This window comes from Drancourtella sp. An12, from assembly GCF_002160935.1.
GTDB lineage: Bacteria > Bacillota > Clostridia > Lachnospirales > Lachnospiraceae > Sellimonas > Sellimonas catena.
This window is the reverse complement of the sequence record NZ_NFLO01000003.1, coordinates 129231-148730: the sequence shown is the minus strand read 5'-3', so window position 1 is coordinate 148730 and position 19500 is coordinate 129231. Positions and strand designations below refer to the sequence as shown.

Annotated in this window: 18 protein-coding genes; 17 read left to right on the top strand and 1 reads right to left on the bottom strand. The window is 47.3% G+C overall.

Translation table 11 applies throughout. The features are described from left to right. Positions 1–84 precede the first annotated feature (84 nt). From hemW to B5E64_RS04735, 9 genes are all read left to right on the top strand, one after another. Positions 85–1281, top strand: coding sequence for a radical SAM family heme chaperone HemW (gene hemW, locus B5E64_RS04775; RefSeq protein ID WP_087167384.1), 1197 nt, complete (start codon positions 85–87; stop codon positions 1279–1281). After that, positions 1278–2120, top strand: coding sequence for an EamA family transporter (locus B5E64_RS04770; protein WP_087167383.1), 843 nt, complete (start codon positions 1278–1280; stop codon positions 2118–2120). Before hemW ends, B5E64_RS04770 begins: the two co-directional genes overlap by 4 nt. Positions 2121–2240: 120 nt before the next feature. Beyond that, positions 2241–3281: a heat-inducible transcriptional repressor HrcA gene (gene hrcA / locus B5E64_RS04765; protein WP_087167382.1), complete on the top strand. Its 1041-nt coding sequence runs from the start codon at positions 2241–2243 to the stop codon at positions 3279–3281. Between the two features lie 23 nt (positions 3282–3304). Continuing rightward, a complete protein-coding gene (gene grpE / locus B5E64_RS04760) occupies positions 3305–3955 on the top strand; it encodes a nucleotide exchange factor GrpE (RefSeq protein ID WP_343215492.1) in 651 nt (216 codons plus the stop codon). A 31-nt stretch (positions 3956–3986) separates the two neighbouring features. After that, the gene (gene dnaK / locus B5E64_RS04755; protein ID WP_087167381.1) at positions 3987–5861 is read left to right on the top strand and encodes a molecular chaperone DnaK; all 1875 of its coding nucleotides are present in this window, start codon (positions 3987–3989) and stop codon (positions 5859–5861) included. A 145-nt stretch (positions 5862–6006) separates the two neighbouring features. Continuing rightward, complete coding sequence (gene dnaJ / locus B5E64_RS04750; protein ID WP_087167380.1) at positions 6007–7206, top strand: molecular chaperone DnaJ; 1200 nt, start codon at positions 6007–6009, stop codon at positions 7204–7206. Between the two features lie 247 nt (positions 7207–7453). Next, positions 7454–9349 (top strand): heavy metal translocating P-type ATPase, encoded by a 1896-nt coding sequence (locus B5E64_RS04745; RefSeq protein WP_087167379.1) that lies wholly within the window; start codon positions 7454–7456, stop codon positions 9347–9349. A 95-nt stretch (positions 9350–9444) separates the two neighbouring features. Then, positions 9445–10182: an ATP-binding cassette domain-containing protein gene (locus tag B5E64_RS04740; RefSeq protein WP_087167378.1), complete on the top strand. Its 738-nt coding sequence runs from the start codon at positions 9445–9447 to the stop codon at positions 10180–10182. A 24-nt stretch (positions 10183–10206) separates the two neighbouring features. Next, positions 10207–11127 carry a SufD family Fe-S cluster assembly protein gene (locus B5E64_RS04735; protein ID WP_343215491.1) on the top strand — a complete coding sequence of 307 codons (921 nt, stop codon included), beginning with the start codon at positions 10207–10209 and terminating at the stop codon, positions 11125–11127. Positions 11128–11169: 42 nt separating this feature from the next. Here B5E64_RS04735 and B5E64_RS04730 read toward each other — a convergent pair whose 3' ends face one another. After that, positions 11170–11568 (bottom strand): metal-dependent transcriptional regulator, encoded by a 399-nt coding sequence (locus B5E64_RS04730; RefSeq protein ID WP_087167376.1) that lies wholly within the window; start codon positions 11566–11568, stop codon positions 11170–11172. Positions 11569–11724: 156 nt separating this feature from the next. On the opposite strand from B5E64_RS04730, the gene B5E64_RS04725 reads away from it, so the two are divergent. The 8 genes from B5E64_RS04725 to B5E64_RS04690 all read left to right on the top strand — a co-directional run bounded on the left by B5E64_RS04725 (position 11725) and on the right by B5E64_RS04690 (position 19482). Next, positions 11725–12537 carry an iron-containing alcohol dehydrogenase gene (locus B5E64_RS04725; RefSeq protein WP_087167375.1) on the top strand — a complete coding sequence of 271 codons (813 nt, stop codon included), beginning with the start codon at positions 11725–11727 and terminating at the stop codon, positions 12535–12537. A gap of 161 nt (positions 12538–12698) precedes the next feature. Further along, positions 12699–13076 carry a RidA family protein gene (locus B5E64_RS04720; protein WP_087167374.1) on the top strand — a complete coding sequence of 126 codons (378 nt, stop codon included), beginning with the start codon at positions 12699–12701 and terminating at the stop codon, positions 13074–13076. A 13-nt stretch (positions 13077–13089) separates the two neighbouring features. Further along, on the top strand, positions 13090–13932 hold the full coding sequence (locus tag B5E64_RS04715; RefSeq protein ID WP_087167373.1) for an Mrp/NBP35 family ATP-binding protein: 843 nt from the start codon (positions 13090–13092) through the stop codon (positions 13930–13932). Continuing rightward, a complete protein-coding gene (locus B5E64_RS04710; RefSeq protein ID WP_087167372.1) occupies positions 13929–14384 on the top strand; it encodes a GAF domain-containing protein in 456 nt (151 codons plus the stop codon). Before B5E64_RS04715 ends, B5E64_RS04710 begins: the two co-directional genes overlap by 4 nt. Positions 14385–14507: 123 nt before the next feature. Beyond that, on the top strand, positions 14508–15827 hold the full coding sequence (locus B5E64_RS04705) for a putative DNA modification/repair radical SAM protein (RefSeq protein ID WP_242960088.1): 1320 nt from the start codon (positions 14508–14510) through the stop codon (positions 15825–15827). Next, positions 15824–16603: a TIGR03915 family putative DNA repair protein gene (locus B5E64_RS04700; protein ID WP_087167370.1), complete on the top strand. Its 780-nt coding sequence runs from the start codon at positions 15824–15826 to the stop codon at positions 16601–16603. Before B5E64_RS04705 ends, B5E64_RS04700 begins: the two co-directional genes overlap by 4 nt. A 143-nt stretch (positions 16604–16746) precedes the next feature. Next, positions 16747–16974 carry an HPr family phosphocarrier protein gene (locus tag B5E64_RS04695; RefSeq protein ID WP_087167369.1) on the top strand — a complete coding sequence of 76 codons (228 nt, stop codon included), beginning with the start codon at positions 16747–16749 and terminating at the stop codon, positions 16972–16974. A 132-nt stretch (positions 16975–17106) separates the two neighbouring features. Continuing rightward, entirely contained in the window at positions 17107–19482 is a 2376-nt protein-coding gene (locus B5E64_RS04690; protein ID WP_087167368.1) for an ATP-dependent DNA helicase, read from the top strand. The last annotated feature ends 18 nt before the right edge of the window (positions 19483–19500 follow it).

The window sequence follows — 19500 nt, the reverse complement described above, 5'->3', positions numbered from 1 at the left end:
AATTGTTTTATTTTTTTCATTGGGGACGTGTACCGATGCACAGGTACACGTCCCCAATAATGATTATGAAATGAGGATAAATAGATGAAACAAGAACTGGAAATATATATTCATATACCTTTCTGTGTGCAGAAATGTGCGTATTGTGATTTCCTGTCCGGCCCTGCCGGAAGGGAGGAGCAGGAAGCGTATGTCCGGGCTCTTCGGAGGGAGATCAGTACTGCTTCGAAAATGGCAGAGGAATATGAAGTCAGCACCGTCTTCCTTGGAGGCGGTACGCCGTCGATTCTGCCGCCGGAGGCAGTTGACGGGATTCTCAGGACGGTGAGGGAATCATTTTCGCTTTCTCCGAATGCGGAGATTACTATGGAACTCAATCCGGGGACTGATGGAAAAGAGAAGATGGAAGCGTATCGAAAGGCCGGGATCAATCGTTTGAGTATCGGGTTACAGTCTGCGAATGACCAGGAGCTCCATACTCTTGGAAGAATTCATACATGGCAGGATTTCCGAAACACGTATGAGGCGGCGAGAAAGGCAGGTTTTGCCAATATTAATATCGATCTGATGTCTGCAATTCCGGGCCAGACACTGAAAAGTTATGAGAAGACACTGGAACGGGTATGCAGTCTTTGTCCGGAGCATATCTCGGCGTACAGTCTGATTCTGGAGGAAGGAACGCTGTTTTGGGATTGGTATGAAAAGACGGATCATCCAAAGGACCATCCGCTCCTGCCGGATGAAGAGACCGAACGGCAGATGTATGAGCGGACAAAAGAGATTCTGCACGGATACGGATATGAACGGTACGAAATTTCCAATTACGCAAAGAAAGGGAAAGAATGCAGACACAATATCGGTTATTGGAGAAGAATTCCGTATCTGGGATTTGGAGTCGGGGCAGCCTCTCTTTTTGAAGAGCAGAGGTGGAGTAATCTCCGGGACAGGAAGAAATATGTGGAAATCTGGAGTGAAAACGAGCCGAAAGAAGCGCTGCTTCTGACAAGGGAAGAAGTGCAGAAACTATCCGGGCGGGAAGCTCAGGAAGAGACGATGTTTCTGGGGCTTAGAATGATGGAAGGTGTTTCCGAAGCAGAGTTTGCGGCGCGGTTTCACCATACGGTGGAAGAAATTTATGGAGATGAGATCCGGGAACTGGAACAGGAGAATCTCATACAAAGAAAGCAGGGGCGTATCGCTTTAACAGACCGGGGAATTGATGTGAGCAATCATGTGATGGCCTGCTTTCTGCAGGATGAGGGAGAGGAGGAAAGCTCATGATCAATCTGATTCTGGCAGTTCTTTGCAGCGCAGGCGTTTCCATTTTCATGCGTGCAAGTGAGACGTACTGTCGGGGAAAATACGGGATTCTGCTGATGAACTACGCGGTCTGCGTCATTGCAGGGCTTTTGACAACGGGAAAAAACCTGGGACATATCGGGGAAGCCGGTACTATGACAGCCGTGGGATTTGGCGTGGTGACCGGTCTGCTTTACTGCGGGGCGTTCATTCTCCTGCAGTGGAATGTGCGGAAAAACGGCGTTATCCTGTCCTCTACCTTTATGAAGCTTGGCGTGATCGTCCCGTCTGCACTTGCAGTCCTCTGGTTTGGAGAAAAACCGGGATGGAACCAGGGAATCGGACTTCTGATTGCGGTGGTTGCCATTTTGCTCATCAATCTGGAGAAAGGAGCGGTCCGGACGGGAGGAAGCTCCAAGGCCGGACTTGTACTTCTTTTACTTGGCGGAGGCCTGGGAGATGCCATGGCCAAGTTTTATGACGCATACGGGAAAACATCCTTTGGAAGCTTTTTCCTGATGCTTTCCTTTCTTGTTTCCGGAGTAATCAGTGGTCTGCTTGTTGCACGAAACAGGGAGCGGATTACAAAAAATGAAATTCTATTTGGAGTTCTCATTGGAATTCCAAATTATTTTTCGGCCCGGTTTCTGCTGTGGGCACTGGCCGATGTCCCTGCGGTCATTGCCTATCCGACCTATAGCATTGCGGCGATGGCGGTAATAGGAGTAGTAGGAGTGATCCTTTTTAAGGAGAAACTTACGAAAAAACAGTGGACAGCGTATGGGATGGTGATCCTTGCTGTCGGACTTCTGAATATGTAGAAAGACACAAAAAAGATACAGAATCAGTGTTGACAAATGTGTGCGGGAGTGCTAAATTAGTAAACGTAGATATTAGCACTCGAAATAAATGAGTGCTAATAAGACGGAAGGAGGATCTGAATGGAATTAATCCGGGAACTGAGTGAAAGAAAACTGAAGATATTAAAAGCAGTCATTCAGAACTATCTGGAGACAGGTGAGCCGGTTGGTTCCAGAACAATTTCCAAGTACACCGATCTGAATTTAAGTTCCGCTACAATCCGGAATGAGATGGCGGATCTGGAAGAACTTGGATATATTTTTCAGCCTCATACGTCTGCAGGACGTATTCCGTCTGACAAGGGATATCGGCTTTATGTCGATATGCTCATGCAGGATAAAGAGCAGGAAGTGACGGAAATCAAGGAACAGATGCTTCAGAAGGCGGATAAGATGGATCAGCTTTTGAAACAGGCGGCGAAAGTACTGGCTAACAATACAAATTACGCCACGATGGTATCCGCGCCTGTCAGCATGAAAAACCGGCTGAAATTTATTCAGCTTTCCCAGGTTGATGAGGAACAGTTGATCGCAGTCATTGTGCTGGAAGGAAACATTGTCAAGAACCAGATCATCCGGGTTGACCAGGATCTGGGAAGCGAGACGCTTCTAAAGCTGAACATGCTTTTGAATACGACGCTGAACGGCATGTCCATCGATCAGATTACACTGGGACTGATTGCCAAGCTCAAAGAACAGGCAGGCATTCACAGCGGAGTGATCAGCGATGTGCTGGATGCGGTAGGCAATGTGATTCAGCTCGATCAGGACATGGAGATCTATACAAGCGGAGCCACCAACATTTTCCGTTATCCGGAATTATCCGACAAGCAAAGCGCACAGGAAATCATCAGTGCCTTTGAGGAAAAACAGCAGCTTTCGGAACTTGTCACCCAGACACTTTCCAGTGACACTAAGGGAATACAGGTTTATATCGGAAATGAGACTCCGGTACAGAACATGAAGGACTGCAGTATTGTGACAGCAACCTATGAATTAGGAGAAGGCATGCAGGGAACGATAGGGATTATCGGACCGAAGCGTATGGACTATGAACATGTCATGGACACACTGAAAACACTGCAGACTGAGCTGGATACGATATTTCACAAAAAAGAATAGAGCAAAAGCAGAAAGGTGGTATCCTGGTGGGAGAAAGTAAGAATCAGGAAGAAATGGTAAAAGAGGCCGTAGAAGAAGCGAAAAAGCAGGCTGAGCAAAACGGTGAGATTCCTGTAGAGGATGAAACCGCACAGGATGAAGCGGAAGAGACCGGCGCGCCGGAAAGCACAGACGGCCAGGAAGCTTCGGACGACGGCAAAGAAAAGAAGGGATTCTTTAAAAGAAAGAATAAAAAGGATCCAAAAGATGAGAAGATCGAAGATCTGACCGATAAGCTGACACGCCAGATGGCGGAGTTTGACAATTACAGAAAGCGTACTGAAAAAGAAAAATCGGCCATGTATGAGATTGGAGCAAAGGACATCATTGAGAAGATCCTGCCTGTTATCGATAATTTCGAGAGAGGGTTCCAGAGCGTTGAAGACGGAAAGAAAGACGATCCGTTTGTAGACGGCATGGATAAAGTATATAGACAGCTTATGAAGACGCTGGAAGACGCAGGCGTCAAGCAGATCGAGGCCCTGGGACAGGAATTCAATCCGGACTTTCATAATGCGGTGATGCATGTGGAAGACGAAGAAGCCGGTGAGAATATTATCGTGGAGGAATTCCAGAAAGGGTATATGTACCGTGACAGTGTGGTAAGACACAGCATGGTAAAAGTAGCTAATTAAGAAAAATGAAATAAATCAGGAGGAATGCATTATGGGCAAAATTATTGGTATTGACTTAGGTACAACAAACAGTTGTGTTGCCGTAATGGAAGGTGGACAGCCGACCGTTATCGCAAATACAGAAGGCGCAAGAACGACTCCATCCGTAGTCGCATTTACAAAGAACGGAGAACGTCTTGTAGGTGAACCTGCAAAACGTCAGGCAGTTACAAATGCAGACAAAACAATTTCTTCCATCAAAAGGAAGATGGGAACAAATGAGAAAGTAAACATCGACGGAAAACAGTATTCTCCGCAGGAGATTTCTGCAATGATCCTTCAGAAACTGAAAGCAGACGCAGAAGGATACCTTGGTGAGAAAGTGACAGAAGCAGTTATTACAGTGCCTGCTTACTTTAATGATGCACAGCGTCAGGCAACAAAGGATGCCGGTAAAATCGCAGGACTGGATGTAAAACGTATCATCAACGAGCCTACAGCAGCAGCACTTGCTTACGGACTTGACAATGAAAAAGAACAGAAGATCATGGTATACGACCTTGGCGGCGGTACATTCGACGTTTCCATCATCGATATCGGAGACGGTGTTATCGAAGTACTTTCCACAGCCGGAAACAACAGACTTGGCGGTGACGACTTCGACCAGAAGATCACAGACTACATGCTGGCTGATTTCAAGGCAAAAGAAGGCGTAGACCTTTCCAATGACAAGATGGCTCTTCAGAGATTAAAAGAAGCGGCAGAAAAAGCAAAGAAAGAACTTTCTTCCGCTACAACAACCAATATCAACCTTCCGTTCATCACAGCAACATCTGAAGGACCGAAACATTTTGATATGGATCTGACAAGAGCAAAATTTGATGAACTGACAAGCGATCTGGTAGAAAAGACAGCAGAGCCTGTTCAGAGAGCGCTTTCTGACGCAGGACTTCGTCCGTCAGATCTTGGCCAGGTACTTCTGGTAGGTGGTTCTACACGTATTCCGGCTGTACAGGATAAAGTAAGACAGCTGACAGGAAAAGAGCCAAGCAAATCTCTGAATCCGGATGAATGTGTTGCACTTGGTGCTTCCATCCAGGGTGGTAAACTTGCCGGAGAAGCAGGCGCAGGCGACATCCTTCTTCTTGATGTTACACCACTGTCACTTTCCATCGAAACAATGGGTGGTGTTGCAACAAGGCTGATTGAAAGAAATACAACAATCCCGACAAAGAAGAGCCAGATCTTCTCTACAGCTGCAGACAACCAGACAGCAGTAGATATCAACGTTGTACAGGGTGAAAGACAGTTCGCAAGAGACAACAAGTCCCTCGGACAGTTCAGACTGGATGGAATTCCGCCGGCACCACGTGGAATCCCGCAGATTGAAGTAACATTCGATATCGATGCAAATGGTATTGTAAATGTATCTGCAAAAGACCTTGGAACAGGAAAAGAACAGCACATCACAATTACAGCAGGTTCCAACATGTCTGATGAAGATATCGACAGAGCAGTTAAAGAAGCAGCAGAATTTGAAGCGGCAGACAAGAAGAGAAAAGAAGCTGTTGATACAAAGAATGAGGCAGATGCGATTGTATTCCAGACAGAAAAAGCACTTAAAGATGTTGGAGACAAGATCGATGCAGCCGGAAAATCAGCAGTAGAGGCTGATATTCAGGCTCTTAAGGATATCCTTGCAAAATATCCGAATGCAGAAGAAATGACAGAAGCGAATATCGCTGAAATCAAAGCTGCAAAAGAGAAACTGATGACAAGTTCTCAGGAACTTTTCACAAAGATGTATGAGCAGGCAAATCCACAGGGCGGTGCTCAGGGAGCAGGACCTCAGGGTGGAAATGCACAGTCAGGACCGGCACCGGAAGGATATGACGATGTCGTAGACGGAGACTATAAAGAAGTATAATCCTGCCGGATAACAGGCAGAACACAGAGATTGCGCCCGGCGCAATCTCTGTGCGTGTGTGGATTCCGGCTTGATCCGGGGTCCCCGATACCGAAATGTAGGATACGCGGCAGCGCCTACTGTATAGAAAGGGAAGGTAACGATTATGGCAGAGGCAAAGAGAGACTACTATGAAGTCCTGGGAGTATCCAGAGATGCCGATGACGCAACACTGAAAAAAGCATACCGTCAGCTTGCGAAAAAATATCATCCGGATATGAATCCAGGAGATGCGGAAGCAGAAAGAAAGTTCAAAGAAGCTTCTGAAGCGTATGCTGTATTAAGTGATCCGGATAAGCGCCGTCAGTATGATCAGTTTGGTCATGCGGCATTTGAAGGCGGCGGTGCAGGCGGTGCAGGCGGATTCGGCGGCTTTGATTTCAGCGGTGCGGATTTCAGTGATATTTTCGGTGATATTTTCGGAGACTTTTTCGGCGGCGGAAGAAGAAGCGGCCGCACCAGTAACGGCCCGATGAAGGGTATGAATATCCGGAAAGGAGTCCGGATCACCTTTGAAGAGGCTGTGTTCGGCTGTGAAAAGGAAATTGAGATCGTTCTGAAAGATCCATGTGAGAAATGCCAGGGAACAGGAGCAAAACCGGGAACCAGTCCGGAGACGTGTCCGAGATGTGGCGGCAGAGGCCAGGTTGTCTACACCTCACAGTCTTTCTTTGGAACGGTGCAGAATGTACAGACATGTCCGGACTGTCATGGCTCCGGCAAGATTATTCGTGAAAAGTGTCCGGACTGCGCAGGAACCGGTTATATCTCAAGCAAGAAAACCATTCAGGTATCAATTCCGGCCGGAATCGACAATGGACAGAGTGTCAGAATACGGGACAAAGGTGAGCCGGGTACCAATGGAGGACCAAGAGGAGATCTGCTTGTGGAAGTAACGGTATCCAGACATCCGATCTTCCAGAGACAGGACATGAATATTTTCTCCACAGCGCCGATTTCATTTGCACAGGCAGCCCTCGGCGGAGATGTGCGCATCAAGACGGTGGATGGGGAAGTCATCTATACTGTTAAACCTGGAACAAAGACAGATACGAAGGTAAGACTGAAAGGCAAAGGAGTACCGTCCGTGCGGAATCCAAAGGTGAGGGGAGACCAGTACGTCACCCTTGTGATCCAGACACCGGAAAAATTAAGTCCGGAAGCAAAGGAAGCACTCAAACGGTTTGACGCTCTTTCAGGCAATTCCCTGAATCAGCCGGAACCGGAAAAAGAAAAACCGGAGAAACCGAAGAAAAAAGGCTTTATGGACAAATTAAAAGAGACCTTCGAGGAGAGGGACGATTAAGAAAACATACAGCTGCGGGGAGAAGCAACCCGCAGCTTTTTTCTGCTGAAAACCCGTTCGGAAGATTTTCTGAAAACCTATTGACAGGGCTTGCAATTCTATGTATAGTTAAAACGGAATGTATGAATAATTGCTCATATGTTTTAATAAAATACCGGAATTCCAGGATTGAGATAAATGCCAGGATCCGGAATGGTTATACAGGCTGGCAGTGGGAAGCACAGGCCTGCCGGAAGGGAAAAGGAAAATGACGAAAAAGCAGAAAAAGATGCTGGTAAGAATTGCTGTGGCATTTCTTCTCTATGCAGTACTCTTGATTCTTAAAGAGACAGGAACTGTGAAAGGAATGAAAGAATTTCCGAAAGGATTTCTTCTTTATCTGATTCCATATCTGGTAATAGGCTGGGATATTTTGTGGAAGGCAGCCAGAAATATCCGGAACGGACAGATTTTTGATGAAAACTTTCTTATGACGCTTGCTACTTTCGGGGCATTTGGAGTAGGTGAATATGCGGAAGCGGTTGCCGTCATGCTCTTTTATCAGGTAGGGGAATGGTTCCAGAGCTATGCGGTGAACCGTTCAAGGGCATCGATTGCGGAACTGATGGATATTTGTCCGGAGTATGCCAACATGGAGGAGGATGGACAGCTTGTCCAGGTCGATCCGTATGATGTTCAGACTGGAAGTGTGATTATCATTAAACCGGGTGAGCGGATTCCGCTTGACGGAGTGGTGGTGGATGGAACTTCTATGATCGATACATCCGCATTGACAGGAGAATCGGTTCCAAGGAAAGTGACTCCGGGATCCGATATCATCAGCGGATGTATTAACGGAAACGGTATCCTCCATGTACGTGTGACAAAAGAGTTTGAGAATTCTACAGTTTCCAAGATTCTGGAGATGGTAGAAAATGCCAGCAGCAAGAAGGCAAAAGTGGAAAACTTCATTACCAGATTTGCAAAGTATTATACTCCGGTAGTTGTCATTGCGGCAGTGATTCTTGCGATTCTCCCTCCGGTCGTTCTGGGAGGAGGATGGAGTAACTGGATCCAGAGGGCGTGTATCTTTCTCGTGATTTCGTGTCCGTGTGCTTTGGTAATCTCTGTACCGCTCAGTTTTTTTGGTGGTATCGGGGCTGCATCCAAGGCCGGGGTACTTGTGAAAGGAAGCAATTATCTGGAAGCGATGGCGGATGTGGAGACAGTTGTTTTTGACAAGACCGGAACACTGACAAAAGGGGAATTCAAGGTGACTGAGGTTCTCCCGGAGCAGAAGAAAAGGGAGCTTTTAACCCTTGCCTACGCGGCGGAAGCGTATTCCGATCACCCTATTGCCCAGTCCATACGGGAAGCATATCTGGAAGAAAAAAAGGATGTAACGCCGGAAAAGATCAGTGATGCAAAAGAAATCTCAGGATGCGGGATCTGTGCCGTTTACCGGGGAAAAGAGCTTCTTGCCGGAAACGGGAAGCTGATGCAGACATACGGGATCTCGTTTGAGCCGTACCGGGGTATCGGAACGGTTGTATATCTCGCATTGGACGGAAAATTTGAAGGAACAGTTGTAATTTCCGATACGATCAAAGAGCAGGCGCCGGAGACAATCCGCCTTCTCAAACAGTCCGGCGTGAAAAAGACCGTGATGTTAACCGGAGATAAAAAAGAGGCCGGGGAGGAAGCGGCAAAAGAGCTGGGAATCGATGAAGTCTATACAGAACTACTGCCGGGAGATAAGGTAGAACTGGTGGAACAGCTTCTTGACGAGATGAGCGGCAGTGGAGAAAAAAGAGCAAAACTTGCCTTTGTCGGGGACGGTATCAATGATGCTCCGGTTCTTGGAAGGGCAGATGTGGGAATTGCCATGGGAAGCATGGGATCAGATGCGGCCATTGAGGCGGCGGACATTGTCCTGATGGATGATGATACGGCCAAAATCGCGAAGATTACGGCGATTGCCAGAAAGACCATTCGGATTGTCCGCCAGAATATTGTATTTGCTCTCGCGGTGAAGGCGCTCGTGCTGGTTCTGGGCGCATTTGGAATGGCCAATATGTGGGAAGCGGTTTTTGCCGATGTCGGAGTTGCAGTCATCGCAATCCTTAATGCCATGCGGGCGCTGAAGACAGACGGCAGTAAATAGGAAAAAGATGTTGTAAAGAAGCAGGAATGTGTGTTTACTTTACGGCATCTTTTTGGCATACTAAATCATGAACAGATAAAAGGAGATGGGGAAACATGCTGAAAGTAGAACACCTTTCTTATGAAATAGAAGAAGATGGAAAAAAGCAGGAAATACTAAAAGATGTCAGCTTTGAAGTAAAAGACGGAGAGATGCTCGTTGTGACCGGACCAAACGGCGGAGGCAAATCCACGATTGCCAAACTCATGATGGGGCTTTATAAAGCGACCGAAGGGAAGATCTGGCTGGACGGGCAGGACATTACGAGTCTTCCGATTTATGAGCGTGCGAAAGCTGGAATTGGTTTTGCGTTTCAGCAGCCGCCCCGGTTTAAAGGAATGACTGTCAGAAGACTGCTGAGCCTGGCTGCGGGAACGGATCTTCCGAAGCATATCTGCTGCGGGCTTTTGAGCCGGGTAGGCCTCTGCGCGGAGGAATATCTGGACCGGGAAGTGGATGCGACTCTTTCCGGAGGCGAGATGAAGCGGATCGAGATTGCCACGGTTCTTGTGAAAAAGCATAAGCTCTGCATTTTTGATGAACCGGAGGCCGGGATTGATCTTTGGAGTTTTGCCATGCTGGTAGAAGAATTTCAAAAGCTTCATACGGAGAAAAAGGAGAGTCTGCTTCTGATCTCTCATCAGGAACGGATTATTCAAATGGCGGACCGTGTCATGATTATTGACGGCGGACAGGTGACAAAGTGCGGACCAACACAGGAGATTCTACCGTATCTGACAGGAGAAGCCATCAGCCATCCACAGTGCCTGAAAAATCAGGGCGCAGCGGTATAAGAAGGAAGAAGGTGCAAGAAGATGATGCTGGATAAGATTACAGAGAAAGTACTTCGTATGATTGACGGGGAAGGATTCAAACAGGAAGGAGCCTTCAATCTGCGTGAAAACGGAATTTCCATCTGCCACGGGGACAGCGAGCATGTCAAAATCCGCAAAAAAGAGGACAGGCAGGGAATTGATATCTATATTGATAAAGATACGAACGGAGAGACGGTACACATTCCGGTTGTTGTTTCCAGTTCCGGAATGACAGATGTTGTCTACAACGATTTTTACATTGAGGATGGAGCAAAGGTAACCATCATTGCAGGATGTGGAATCCACAATTCCGGATGCAACGATGCAAGACATGACGGAATTCATACGTTCCATATCGGAAAGAATGCGTCCGTCCATTACGAAGAAAAGCATTATGGTGAAGGAGAAGGAACAGGAGCCCGGATCTTAAATCCGGTAACCGATATCTATGTCGGCGAAAACTCCATTTTTACCATGGACACGGTACAGATCGAGGGAGTGGACTCGACAAAAAGGGAAACCGATATTACCATGGAGGCGGGAAGCCGTCTTACCGTGACAGAAAAACTGATGACACACGATAAACAGGAAGCGGTCTCCAACATGAAGGTGATTATGAACGGGGATGCAAGCTCGGCACAGATCATTTCACGGTCCGTGGCAAAGGGAGAGTCCATCCAGACCTTCCATCCGAGGGCAGTCGGAAAGGCGGCCTGCCATGCCCATATTCAGTGTGATTCGATTATTATGAATGATGCTCAGGTACGCTCCATTCCGGAGATTGACGCGAGAAATGTGGATGCTCAGATTATACATGAAGCGGCAATTGGAAGGATCAACAGTGAACAGCTTTTGAAGCTTCAGACGTTTGGACTTAATGAGGAGGAAGCGGAAGGCGTCATCATTGAAAATTTCCTCAACTAAACAGGAAGGAAAAAACAGGGAGGTTATGCCTCCCTGTTTTGACTACATCTTCACATCATTTAAATCCATAATTTCCTTGTGGCTGTATACATGCTGCTTTAAGGCCTCAAAACTTTCCGGGCTGATGACATGTTCAATCCGGCAGGCGTCCTGAGTGGCAGTTTCCCTGGAAACGCCGAGATACATCAGGAAGCTGGAAAGAAGGGTGTGACGCTCGTAAATGGTCTCAGCAATCTCATGCCCCTTTTCTGTCAATGCGATATAGCCGTCCTTGTCCATCAAAATATATCCATTCTCCCGCAGGTTTTTCATGGCGACACTGACACTCGGCTTTGAAAAAGAAAGAGCAGTTGCGATATCAATAGAACGGACATTTCCTTTTTCTTTTCCCAGCATCAGGATTGTTTCCAGATAATTTTCAGCGGATTCCTGTATCTTCAACAGAGTGCCTCCTTCCATATATAGTATCTTTGTAGTTTAGGATAACATATTTGTTGTGATAGTTCAAATACTTCTGAAAAATGAACCGGGAAATGGCAGCAGGAAAAAGATTATGGTAAAATAGGCTAAGAAACAGTCTTGGAAGGAGGACGATAGATGCGGAATTTTACATATTGTGTGCCGACAGAGATTGTGTTTGGAAAAGACACAGAAGTTTCCTGCGGCAGAGAAGTGAAAAAGCATGGAGGGACAAAAGCGCTGATTGTATACGGCGGAGGCAGCGCCAGAAGATCGGGACTGCTGGAGCGGATTGAAAAGTCGCTGGAAGAAGAGGGAATCGCCTATGCAGAGTTTGGAGGCGTAAAACCAAATCCAGGGCTTGCATTTGCGGAAGAGGGGGTGGAAAAAGGGATCCGGGAGAAGGTGGATTTTATCCTGGGCGTAGGTGGAGGCAGCGCTATCGATACGGCCAAGGCCATTGCCCATGGAGTGGCAAATCCCGGGATTCCTCTTTGGGATATCTGGATGAAGAAAGTTCCTCTGACCAGGACGACAAAGGTCGGCGTTGTGCTGACGATTCCGGCCGCGGGAAGTGAGACAAGCGACTCTGCGGTCCTTACCAATGAAGTAATCGGGAAGAAATCGGGTCTCGGAACGGAGCTGAACCGGCCGGCCTTTGCCATTATGAATCCGGAGCTTACCTTTACACTTCCGAAATACCAGATCGGATGCGGGATTGCGGATATCATGATGCACACACTGGAACGGTATTTTATTCCGGACCAGAAAAACCGGATGACGGATGAGATCGCGGAGGGACTTCTGCGGACCGTTATCGACAGTGGAAGAAAGGCGCTTCAAAATCCGGCGGATTATGATGCCATGAGCGAGCTGATGTGGTGCGGCAGTCTTTCCCATAACAACCTGACGGGCCTTGGAAGAGCTGGCTATGGACGCGACGATGAATGATACCGTCCGGCTTTCCGTACTCCGCCCGCTCGACGCTTCCGATGTGCTGGAAATTTTCCGGAAAGCCAATCACTAGCAATTGCCAAAGCAGGAGAAAAGGTGTTATACTATAACAAGATGCAGTAATACACTGTAAATATCGATAAGAGGAGTGACAGACGATGAAAGTAGTAGCAACAGAAAAAGCACCAAAAGCATTAGGGCCTTATTCTCAGGGATATGTATCAGGAGGAGTATTTTACTCAGCAGGACAGATTCCGATCAATCCGGCAACGGATACAGTAGAGGCTGACACAATTGAAGGTCAGGCAGAGCAGGCATGCAAGAATGTCGGCGAAGTATTAAAAGCAGCAGGAACAGATTTTGATCATGTTGTAAAGACAACATGCTTTTTAAGCGATATGGCTAATTTTGCAGCATTTAATGAAGTATACGCAAAATATTTCACATCCAAACCGGCAAGAAGCTGCATGGCAGTGAAGGAACTGCCGAAGAATGTACTTTGCGAGATCGAAGTGATCGCAGCAGTAGAGGAATAGGAGCATTAAAGACATGGCGGAAGAAAAGAAACAGGAAAGCTGTCCTTCAGAAGGATGTGCCGGATGTGCTCATGCATCGACATGTACCAGCCAGAAGAAGGATTTCAGAAAACCGGCGAATCCGTATTCAGCGGTCAGAAAAGTGATCGGAGTCATCAGTGGAAAAGGTGGAGTCGGCAAATCCATGGTTACGGCATCCCTTGCAAGAATGATGATTGAGAAAGGATATACGGCGGGAATTCTGGATGCAGATATCACAGGGCCATCGATCCCGAAGATGTATGGAATCCATGAGCAGGCCCTTGGAAATGAAGAGGGAATGCTTCCTTGCGTAGCAAAAGACGGAACGAAGATCATGTCTGTCAATCTGCTTCTGGAGAAAGAAGATACCCCGGTCATCTGGAGAGGACCGATCATCGCAGGCGTGGTGACTCAGTTCTGGACCGATGTCATGTGGGGTGACGTAGATTATCTCTTCGTAGATATGCCTCCTGGAACCGGAGATGTACCGCTTACGGTATTCCAGTCTCTTCCGGTGGACGGTGTCGTAATTGTGACATCTCCGCAGGATCTTGTCAGCATGATTGTAAAGAAAGCATATCATATGGCAAAAGACATGAATATTCCGGTACTTGGAATCGTGGAAAACTTTAGCTATCTGGAGTGCCCGGACTGCGGACGGAAGATCGAGGTCTTTGGAAAGAGTCATATTGAAGACATTGCAAAAGAACTGGAGATTCCGGTACTCGGCCGGATTCCGATCGATCCGAAGCTGACAGAAGCAGTGGAAAACGAAGCCTTTGACCAGGTGAACAATGCATACTTAAGCGATGCAGCACAGGTGTTGGAATCATGATCGATTATCGCCTTTTAAAAGAACAGATGGATGCACTGACGGGGACGCAGAGCCGTCCTATTCCGAATCTGGCCAATGCGTCCGCATTACTCTGGCAGATACTCCCGGATCTGAACTGGGCCGGATTTTATCTGATGGAGGATGGAGCGCTTTACCTTGGACCATTTCAGGGAAAGACAGCCTGTATCCGGATCCCTCTGGGACAGGGAGTGTGCGGAACCGCGGCACAGAAAGATCAGGTGCTCAGAGTGTACGACGTACATGAATTTGAAGGGCATATCGCCTGTGACAGCGCATCGAATTCCGAGATTGTCCTTCCGATCCACGACGGAGACGACGTCATTGGAGTGCTGGATATTGACAGCCCGCTTGTGGGACGCTTTTCCGAGGAAGACGAAGAGGGATTAAAGGAAATCGTAAAAGTGCTGGAGAAAAACTGCATATGGAAATAATCAGAAACTCTGTACAGACAGAACATTGCCTGTATGGAGTTTTTTAATTTCTCCTTGCGCATGCCGAACGTATGTGCTATCATAATAAAAAGAACATATGTTCGAAAAGAGGAGGGGAGATACGTGGATTGTTTTCGGATTCAGAAAGAAAAGACGCTGTATGAGAAGCTGAGCATTCTCTCTGACGCAGCCAAATATGATGTGGCATGTACTTCCAGCGGCACTCAGAGAAGGGGAGACGGAACTGGAATCGGGAATTGCGAGAAAGCAGGGATCTGCCACAGTTTTACGCCGGACGGACGGTGCGTCTCCCTCTTAAAGATCCTGTTTACCAATGAATGTATTTTTGACTGTAAGTACTGTATTAACCGTGCGTCCAATGATGTGGAGCGGACATCCTTTACCCCGGATGAGGTCTGCCGTCTTACGATTGAGTTTTACCGGAGAAATTATATAGAAGGATTGTTTTTAAGTTCCGGTATTATGAAAAGTCCGGACTATACGATGCGCCTGATTTATGAGACTTTATACCGGCTGCGGTCACAGTACCGGTTTCAGGGTTATATTCATGTAAAGGCAATACCGGGTGCATCTCAGGATCTGATTCGGATGACGGGATTTCTTGCGGACAGAATGAGTATTAATCTGGAGCTTCCTACGGCTGAGAGCCTGCATCTTCTGGCACCTCATAAGAGCCGGAAAAATATTTTATCTCCGATGCGATATGTACAGAAGAAACGGGAGGAGAATACACATGAGCTTGCGCTGTACCGGCACGCGCCGCAGTTTGTTCCGGCAGGACAGAGTACGCAGATGATTATCGGGGCAACACCGGAGAGCGATTATCAGATTATCCGTGTGGCAGAGTCTCTTTATCAGAAGTTTGAGTTAAAGAGGGTGTTTTACTCGGCGTTTGTTCATGTGAATGAAGATTCTGCCCTTCCTGCAAGGACGGACCTTGGGCCGCCGCTTCTTCGGGAGCATAGATTGTACCAGGCGGACTGGCTTCTGCGGTATTATCATTTTTCGGCAGAGGAGCTTTTATCGGAAGAACGCCCGAATTTCAATCTGGTTCTGGATCCGAAGTGCGACTGGGCCCTGCGGCATCTGGAGTATTTTCCGGTGGAGGTCAACCGGGCTGATTACCAGATGCTGCTTCGGGTGCCGGGGATCGGCTATACATCCGCCAGACGGATTGTGCGGGCAAGAAGAACAGGAACGCTGGATTTCACAGATTTGAAGAAAATGGGCGTTGTGTTGAAGCGGGCGCTTTATTTTGTGACATGCAAAGGGAAGATGATGTATCCGATACGGATGGATGAAGATTATATTTTAAGGAATCTTCTGGATCCGAGGGAGAAGCTTCCGGGGAGACTTGGGGAGATTACCTACAGGCAGCTGTCGCTTTTTGATGACATGAAGATCGGGGAAGTGGGAAGATGAAACGAAGATATATCTGTACGGAGACCATGACAGGAGTACTCTCCGCCATCTATGATGCGTGGACCTTTGACAGGAGTGACCAGGAGGCAGGGATTGTTTTCTGGGGCAGTGTGCAGCAGGAGATGTTCTGTGAGTACCGGGAAGTGAGAGAGGATGAAAAGAAAGCAGAGGCAGTCCGCAGGCTGATTCACCGCCATCTGGGAGAGGAGGCTGAACTGTCTGTCGGATATGCCTTGCTTTCAGAAGATCCCGGAAAGGGAACGGCGATTCTTCGTATGATGATGGAGGCAAGAAACCTTCCTGACGGGAAGAAGATTATGGGGCATCTTTCCCATCCGGAGGTGCGCCGTGTGTTTGAACTGAGCAGAAATGTTGGCAGGGAAACACATGCGTGGAAAGAGTTTCTTCGTTTTCAGGAGCTGGAAGGAGGGATTCTTTATGCCAGCATTACACCGCATAATTTTGTCCTTCCGGGGATTGCTGATCATTTTTCCAACCGGTTCCCGCTGGAAGATTTTGTGATCTGCGATGAGACACATGCTTCTTTTCTGATCCACCCGCAACAGAAGCCATGGCTGATTATCAGAGACGAAGAGCGCAAATGGGAAATAGAAAAATCGTTTTCGGAAAAGGAAAAAGAGTGGCAGAGATTATGGAAGGGATTTAAAAAGAGCGTGACGATTCAGGAAAGGAAGAATTTGAAGCTTCAGCAGATGAATATGCCGCTGCGCTACCGGGGCGAAATGATGGAATACCGGGACGGAGAGCAGTCTTAGGACAGGAGTTTCATTTTGCGGATTTTTTGAGCGGTTTCGACAAAGAAAAGAGGAAAACCTGGAAAATACTGGCATTTTTACAGATTGATTTTCAAAAAAGATGATGGCATAATACATGGGAACACAGAAGGGAGTGTATTCAAATGGAACATAAACGAAAAATCAAATTGACCCCTGCAGATGTCCATGAGTTTGTCACATCCGCAGAAAAGTGCGATTTTGATATCGATGTATTTTACAATCGATTCATCGTAGATGCCAAATCGATTTTAGGCGTTTTCAGTCTCGATCTGAACAAAACTCTGACTGTGCAGTATGCTGGAATCGATCCGCATTTTGAAGCAACTTTGAATAAATTCTGTGTCGCATAAGGCGGCATTTGGCAGGGTATAAAAAAGAAGTGTTTCCATTCCGACAAGACGGGGAAGCACTTCTTTTTTATACTGTGTTTATGTTATAATAAACAAGATTAGACAAAAATGAAAGAAAAGACGTGACCCGGGATGGAAGAGAAAAAAGAGGAGAAGGTACGGATTTCGGTCCGAAATCTGGTGGAGTTTATTCTAAGAGAGGGAGATCTGGACAGCAGACAGGGAGGCACAACGGATAAAGGGGCCATGCTGCTTGGGGGAAGGATTCATCGGAAAATTCAAAGACAGATGGGAGGCGGATATCATGCGGAGGTGCCGCTTCAGATTGTCGTGCCGTGTGAGAAACTGGATATTATAGTGGAGGGAAGAGCGGACGGAATTATTGAGGAGGATGGCCGGACCGCAGTGGATGAAATCAAGGGAATCCTGCAGGATCTGGATCTGATCAAAGAACCGAAGAAGGTGCATCTGGCCCAGGCAAAGTGCTATGCCTATATATACGCCAGCATAAAGGAACTTTCTGAAATCGGAGTACAGATGACCTACTGTCAGATGGAGACAGAGGAAGTAAAGCGTTTTTATCAGACTTTTTCCTGTGAAGAACTGAAGAAATGGTTTTTTGATCTGGTGCACCGGTATGAAAAATGGGCCGTTTTTCAGATAGAGTGGAGGCAAAAGAGGAATCAGTCCATCAAACAGGTGGAGTTCCCTTTCGGTTACCGGGAAGGGCAGAAAGATCTGGTGGTATCGGTGTACCGGTCGATTCTCAGGAAGAAGAAGCTGTTTATTCAGGCGCCGACAGGAGTAGGGAAGACGATGGCGACAGTGTTCCCTGCGGTAAAGGCGGTTGGCGAAGGACTGGCGAATCAGATCTTCTATCTGACAGCCAAGACGATCACAAGGACAGTGGCGGAAAAGGCTTTCCTTACGTTAAAGGAGCAGGGACTGGCCTGCAAGGTTATTACTCTGACTGCAAAAGAGAAGATCTGCTTTTGTGAAAAAGCGGAATGCAATCCGGATGCCTGCCCGTATGCGAAAGGACACTTTGACCGGGTCAATGATGCGGTATTTGATATGCTGACCCACACTGATGATATGAGCAGGGATCAGATTGAAGCCTATGCAAGAAAGCATACCGTATGTCCGTTTGAGATGGCGCTGGATCTTTCTGTCTGGACTGATGCGGTCATCTGTGATTACAATTATGTATTTGATCCGAATGCCCATCTCAGGCGCTTTTTCGGAGAAGGAACGAAGAAGGAGTATCTCTTTTTGATTGACGAGGCGCACAATCTGGTGGAAAGGGGGAGATCCATGTACAGTGCCTCCATCTGCAAGGAAGATTTTCTGGAGGTCAGAAGAGCGGTAAAAGAGGAGGATGCAAAACTGGGAAAAGCCATCAGCGGGTGTAATGAGCAGCTTCTGACACTGAAAAGGGAATGCCCGGGACATGCTTTATATTCCAGTGTCTCCCATTTGGTGCTCCGTCTGATGAATGTGATGACCGAAATAGAGCGTTTTCTGGAAGAGTGCAATCAGGAAGAGATTCGGGAGAAGGTGCTGGATCTGTATTTTGAGATTCGGGACTTTCTGTATATTCATGATAAACTGGACGAAAATTATATGATTTATACGGAGCTTACCGAAGAAGGGAAGTTTTATGTCCGGCTGTTCTGCGTGAATCCGGCAGTCAATTTAAGCGAGTATCTGAATTACGGAGTCAGTACGATCTTCTTTTCGGCAACCCTGCTTCCGATTCAATATTATAAGAAGCTGTTGAGCACGCAGACAGATGACTATGCGGTGTATGCCCATACCCCGTTTCCGGAAGAGAATAAAAGGGTTCTGATCGGAAGCGATGTTACGACCCGATATACGAGGCGCAGTGAGGAGATGTACGAGCGGTATGCCAGATATATGCTGGAGACGGTTCGAAAGAAAAATGGGAATTATCTTGCCTTTTTCCCATCCTATCGGTTTTTAAATGATGTGTATGAGGCCTTTTTGGCACTTCAGAAAGAAGAGGAGGAGATTTTCTGCCTGATTCAGGATCCGGGCATGACGGAGGAAGAACGGGAAGAATTTCTGAATTACTTTGAAGAAGAGCGGGACGGATCACTGATCGGATTCTGCGTGATGGGCGGGATTTTTTCAGAGGGGATCGATCTGACAGAAGAGCGGCTGATCGGGACGTGGATTGTCGGCACAGGACTTCCACAGGTCTGTCTGGAGAGAGAGCTGTTAAAGCAGTATTTTGATGAAAAAGGAATGAGCGGATTTGATTATGCCTACCTGTATCCTGGAATGAATAAAGTCATGCAGGCGGCTGGACGGGTGATCCGAACCGATACGGACAGAGGAATGATTTTTCTTCTGGACGACCGTTTCCTGCTTCGACAGTACCGGGCGGTCTTTCCCAGAGAATGGAGCAAGGCTTTCTCCATCCGGCTTCCCCAGACCGCGGAAGCGGTGGCTGCATTCTGGGATGCAACCAGGACGCAGCCATAGAACACTCCGAAAACGTAA

What these genes read in the sequence shown, in the direction of transcription:
- hemW (WP_087167384.1), top strand. Translation starts at nt 85, where the DNA reads ATGAAACAAGAACTGGAAATATATATTCATATACCTTTCTGTGTGCAG.
- B5E64_RS04770 (WP_087167383.1), top strand. Translation starts at nt 1,278, where the DNA reads ATGATCAATCTGATTCTGGCAGTTCTTTGCAGCGCAGGCGTTTCCATT.
- hrcA (WP_087167382.1), top strand. Translation starts at nt 2,241, where the DNA reads ATGGAATTAATCCGGGAACTGAGTGAAAGAAAACTGAAGATATTAAAA.
- dnaK (WP_087167381.1), top strand. Translation starts at nt 3,987, where the DNA reads ATGGGCAAAATTATTGGTATTGACTTAGGTACAACAAACAGTTGTGTT.
- dnaJ (WP_087167380.1), top strand. Translation starts at nt 6,007, where the DNA reads ATGGCAGAGGCAAAGAGAGACTACTATGAAGTCCTGGGAGTATCCAGA.
- B5E64_RS04745 (WP_087167379.1), top strand. Translation starts at nt 7,454, where the DNA reads ATGACGAAAAAGCAGAAAAAGATGCTGGTAAGAATTGCTGTGGCATTT.
- B5E64_RS04740 (WP_087167378.1), top strand. Translation starts at nt 9,445, where the DNA reads ATGCTGAAAGTAGAACACCTTTCTTATGAAATAGAAGAAGATGGAAAA.
- B5E64_RS04735 (WP_343215491.1), top strand. Translation starts at nt 10,207, where the DNA reads ATGCTGGATAAGATTACAGAGAAAGTACTTCGTATGATTGACGGGGAA.
- B5E64_RS04725 (WP_087167375.1), top strand. Translation starts at nt 11,725, where the DNA reads ATGCGGAATTTTACATATTGTGTGCCGACAGAGATTGTGTTTGGAAAA.
- B5E64_RS04720 (WP_087167374.1), top strand. Translation starts at nt 12,699, where the DNA reads ATGAAAGTAGTAGCAACAGAAAAAGCACCAAAAGCATTAGGGCCTTAT.
- B5E64_RS04715 (WP_087167373.1), top strand. Translation starts at nt 13,090, where the DNA reads ATGGCGGAAGAAAAGAAACAGGAAAGCTGTCCTTCAGAAGGATGTGCC.
- B5E64_RS04710 (WP_087167372.1), top strand. Translation starts at nt 13,929, where the DNA reads ATGATCGATTATCGCCTTTTAAAAGAACAGATGGATGCACTGACGGGG.
- B5E64_RS04700 (WP_087167370.1), top strand. Translation starts at nt 15,824, where the DNA reads ATGAAACGAAGATATATCTGTACGGAGACCATGACAGGAGTACTCTCC.
- B5E64_RS04695 (WP_087167369.1), top strand. Translation starts at nt 16,747, where the DNA reads ATGGAACATAAACGAAAAATCAAATTGACCCCTGCAGATGTCCATGAG.
- B5E64_RS04690 (WP_087167368.1), top strand. Translation starts at nt 17,107, where the DNA reads ATGGAAGAGAAAAAAGAGGAGAAGGTACGGATTTCGGTCCGAAATCTG.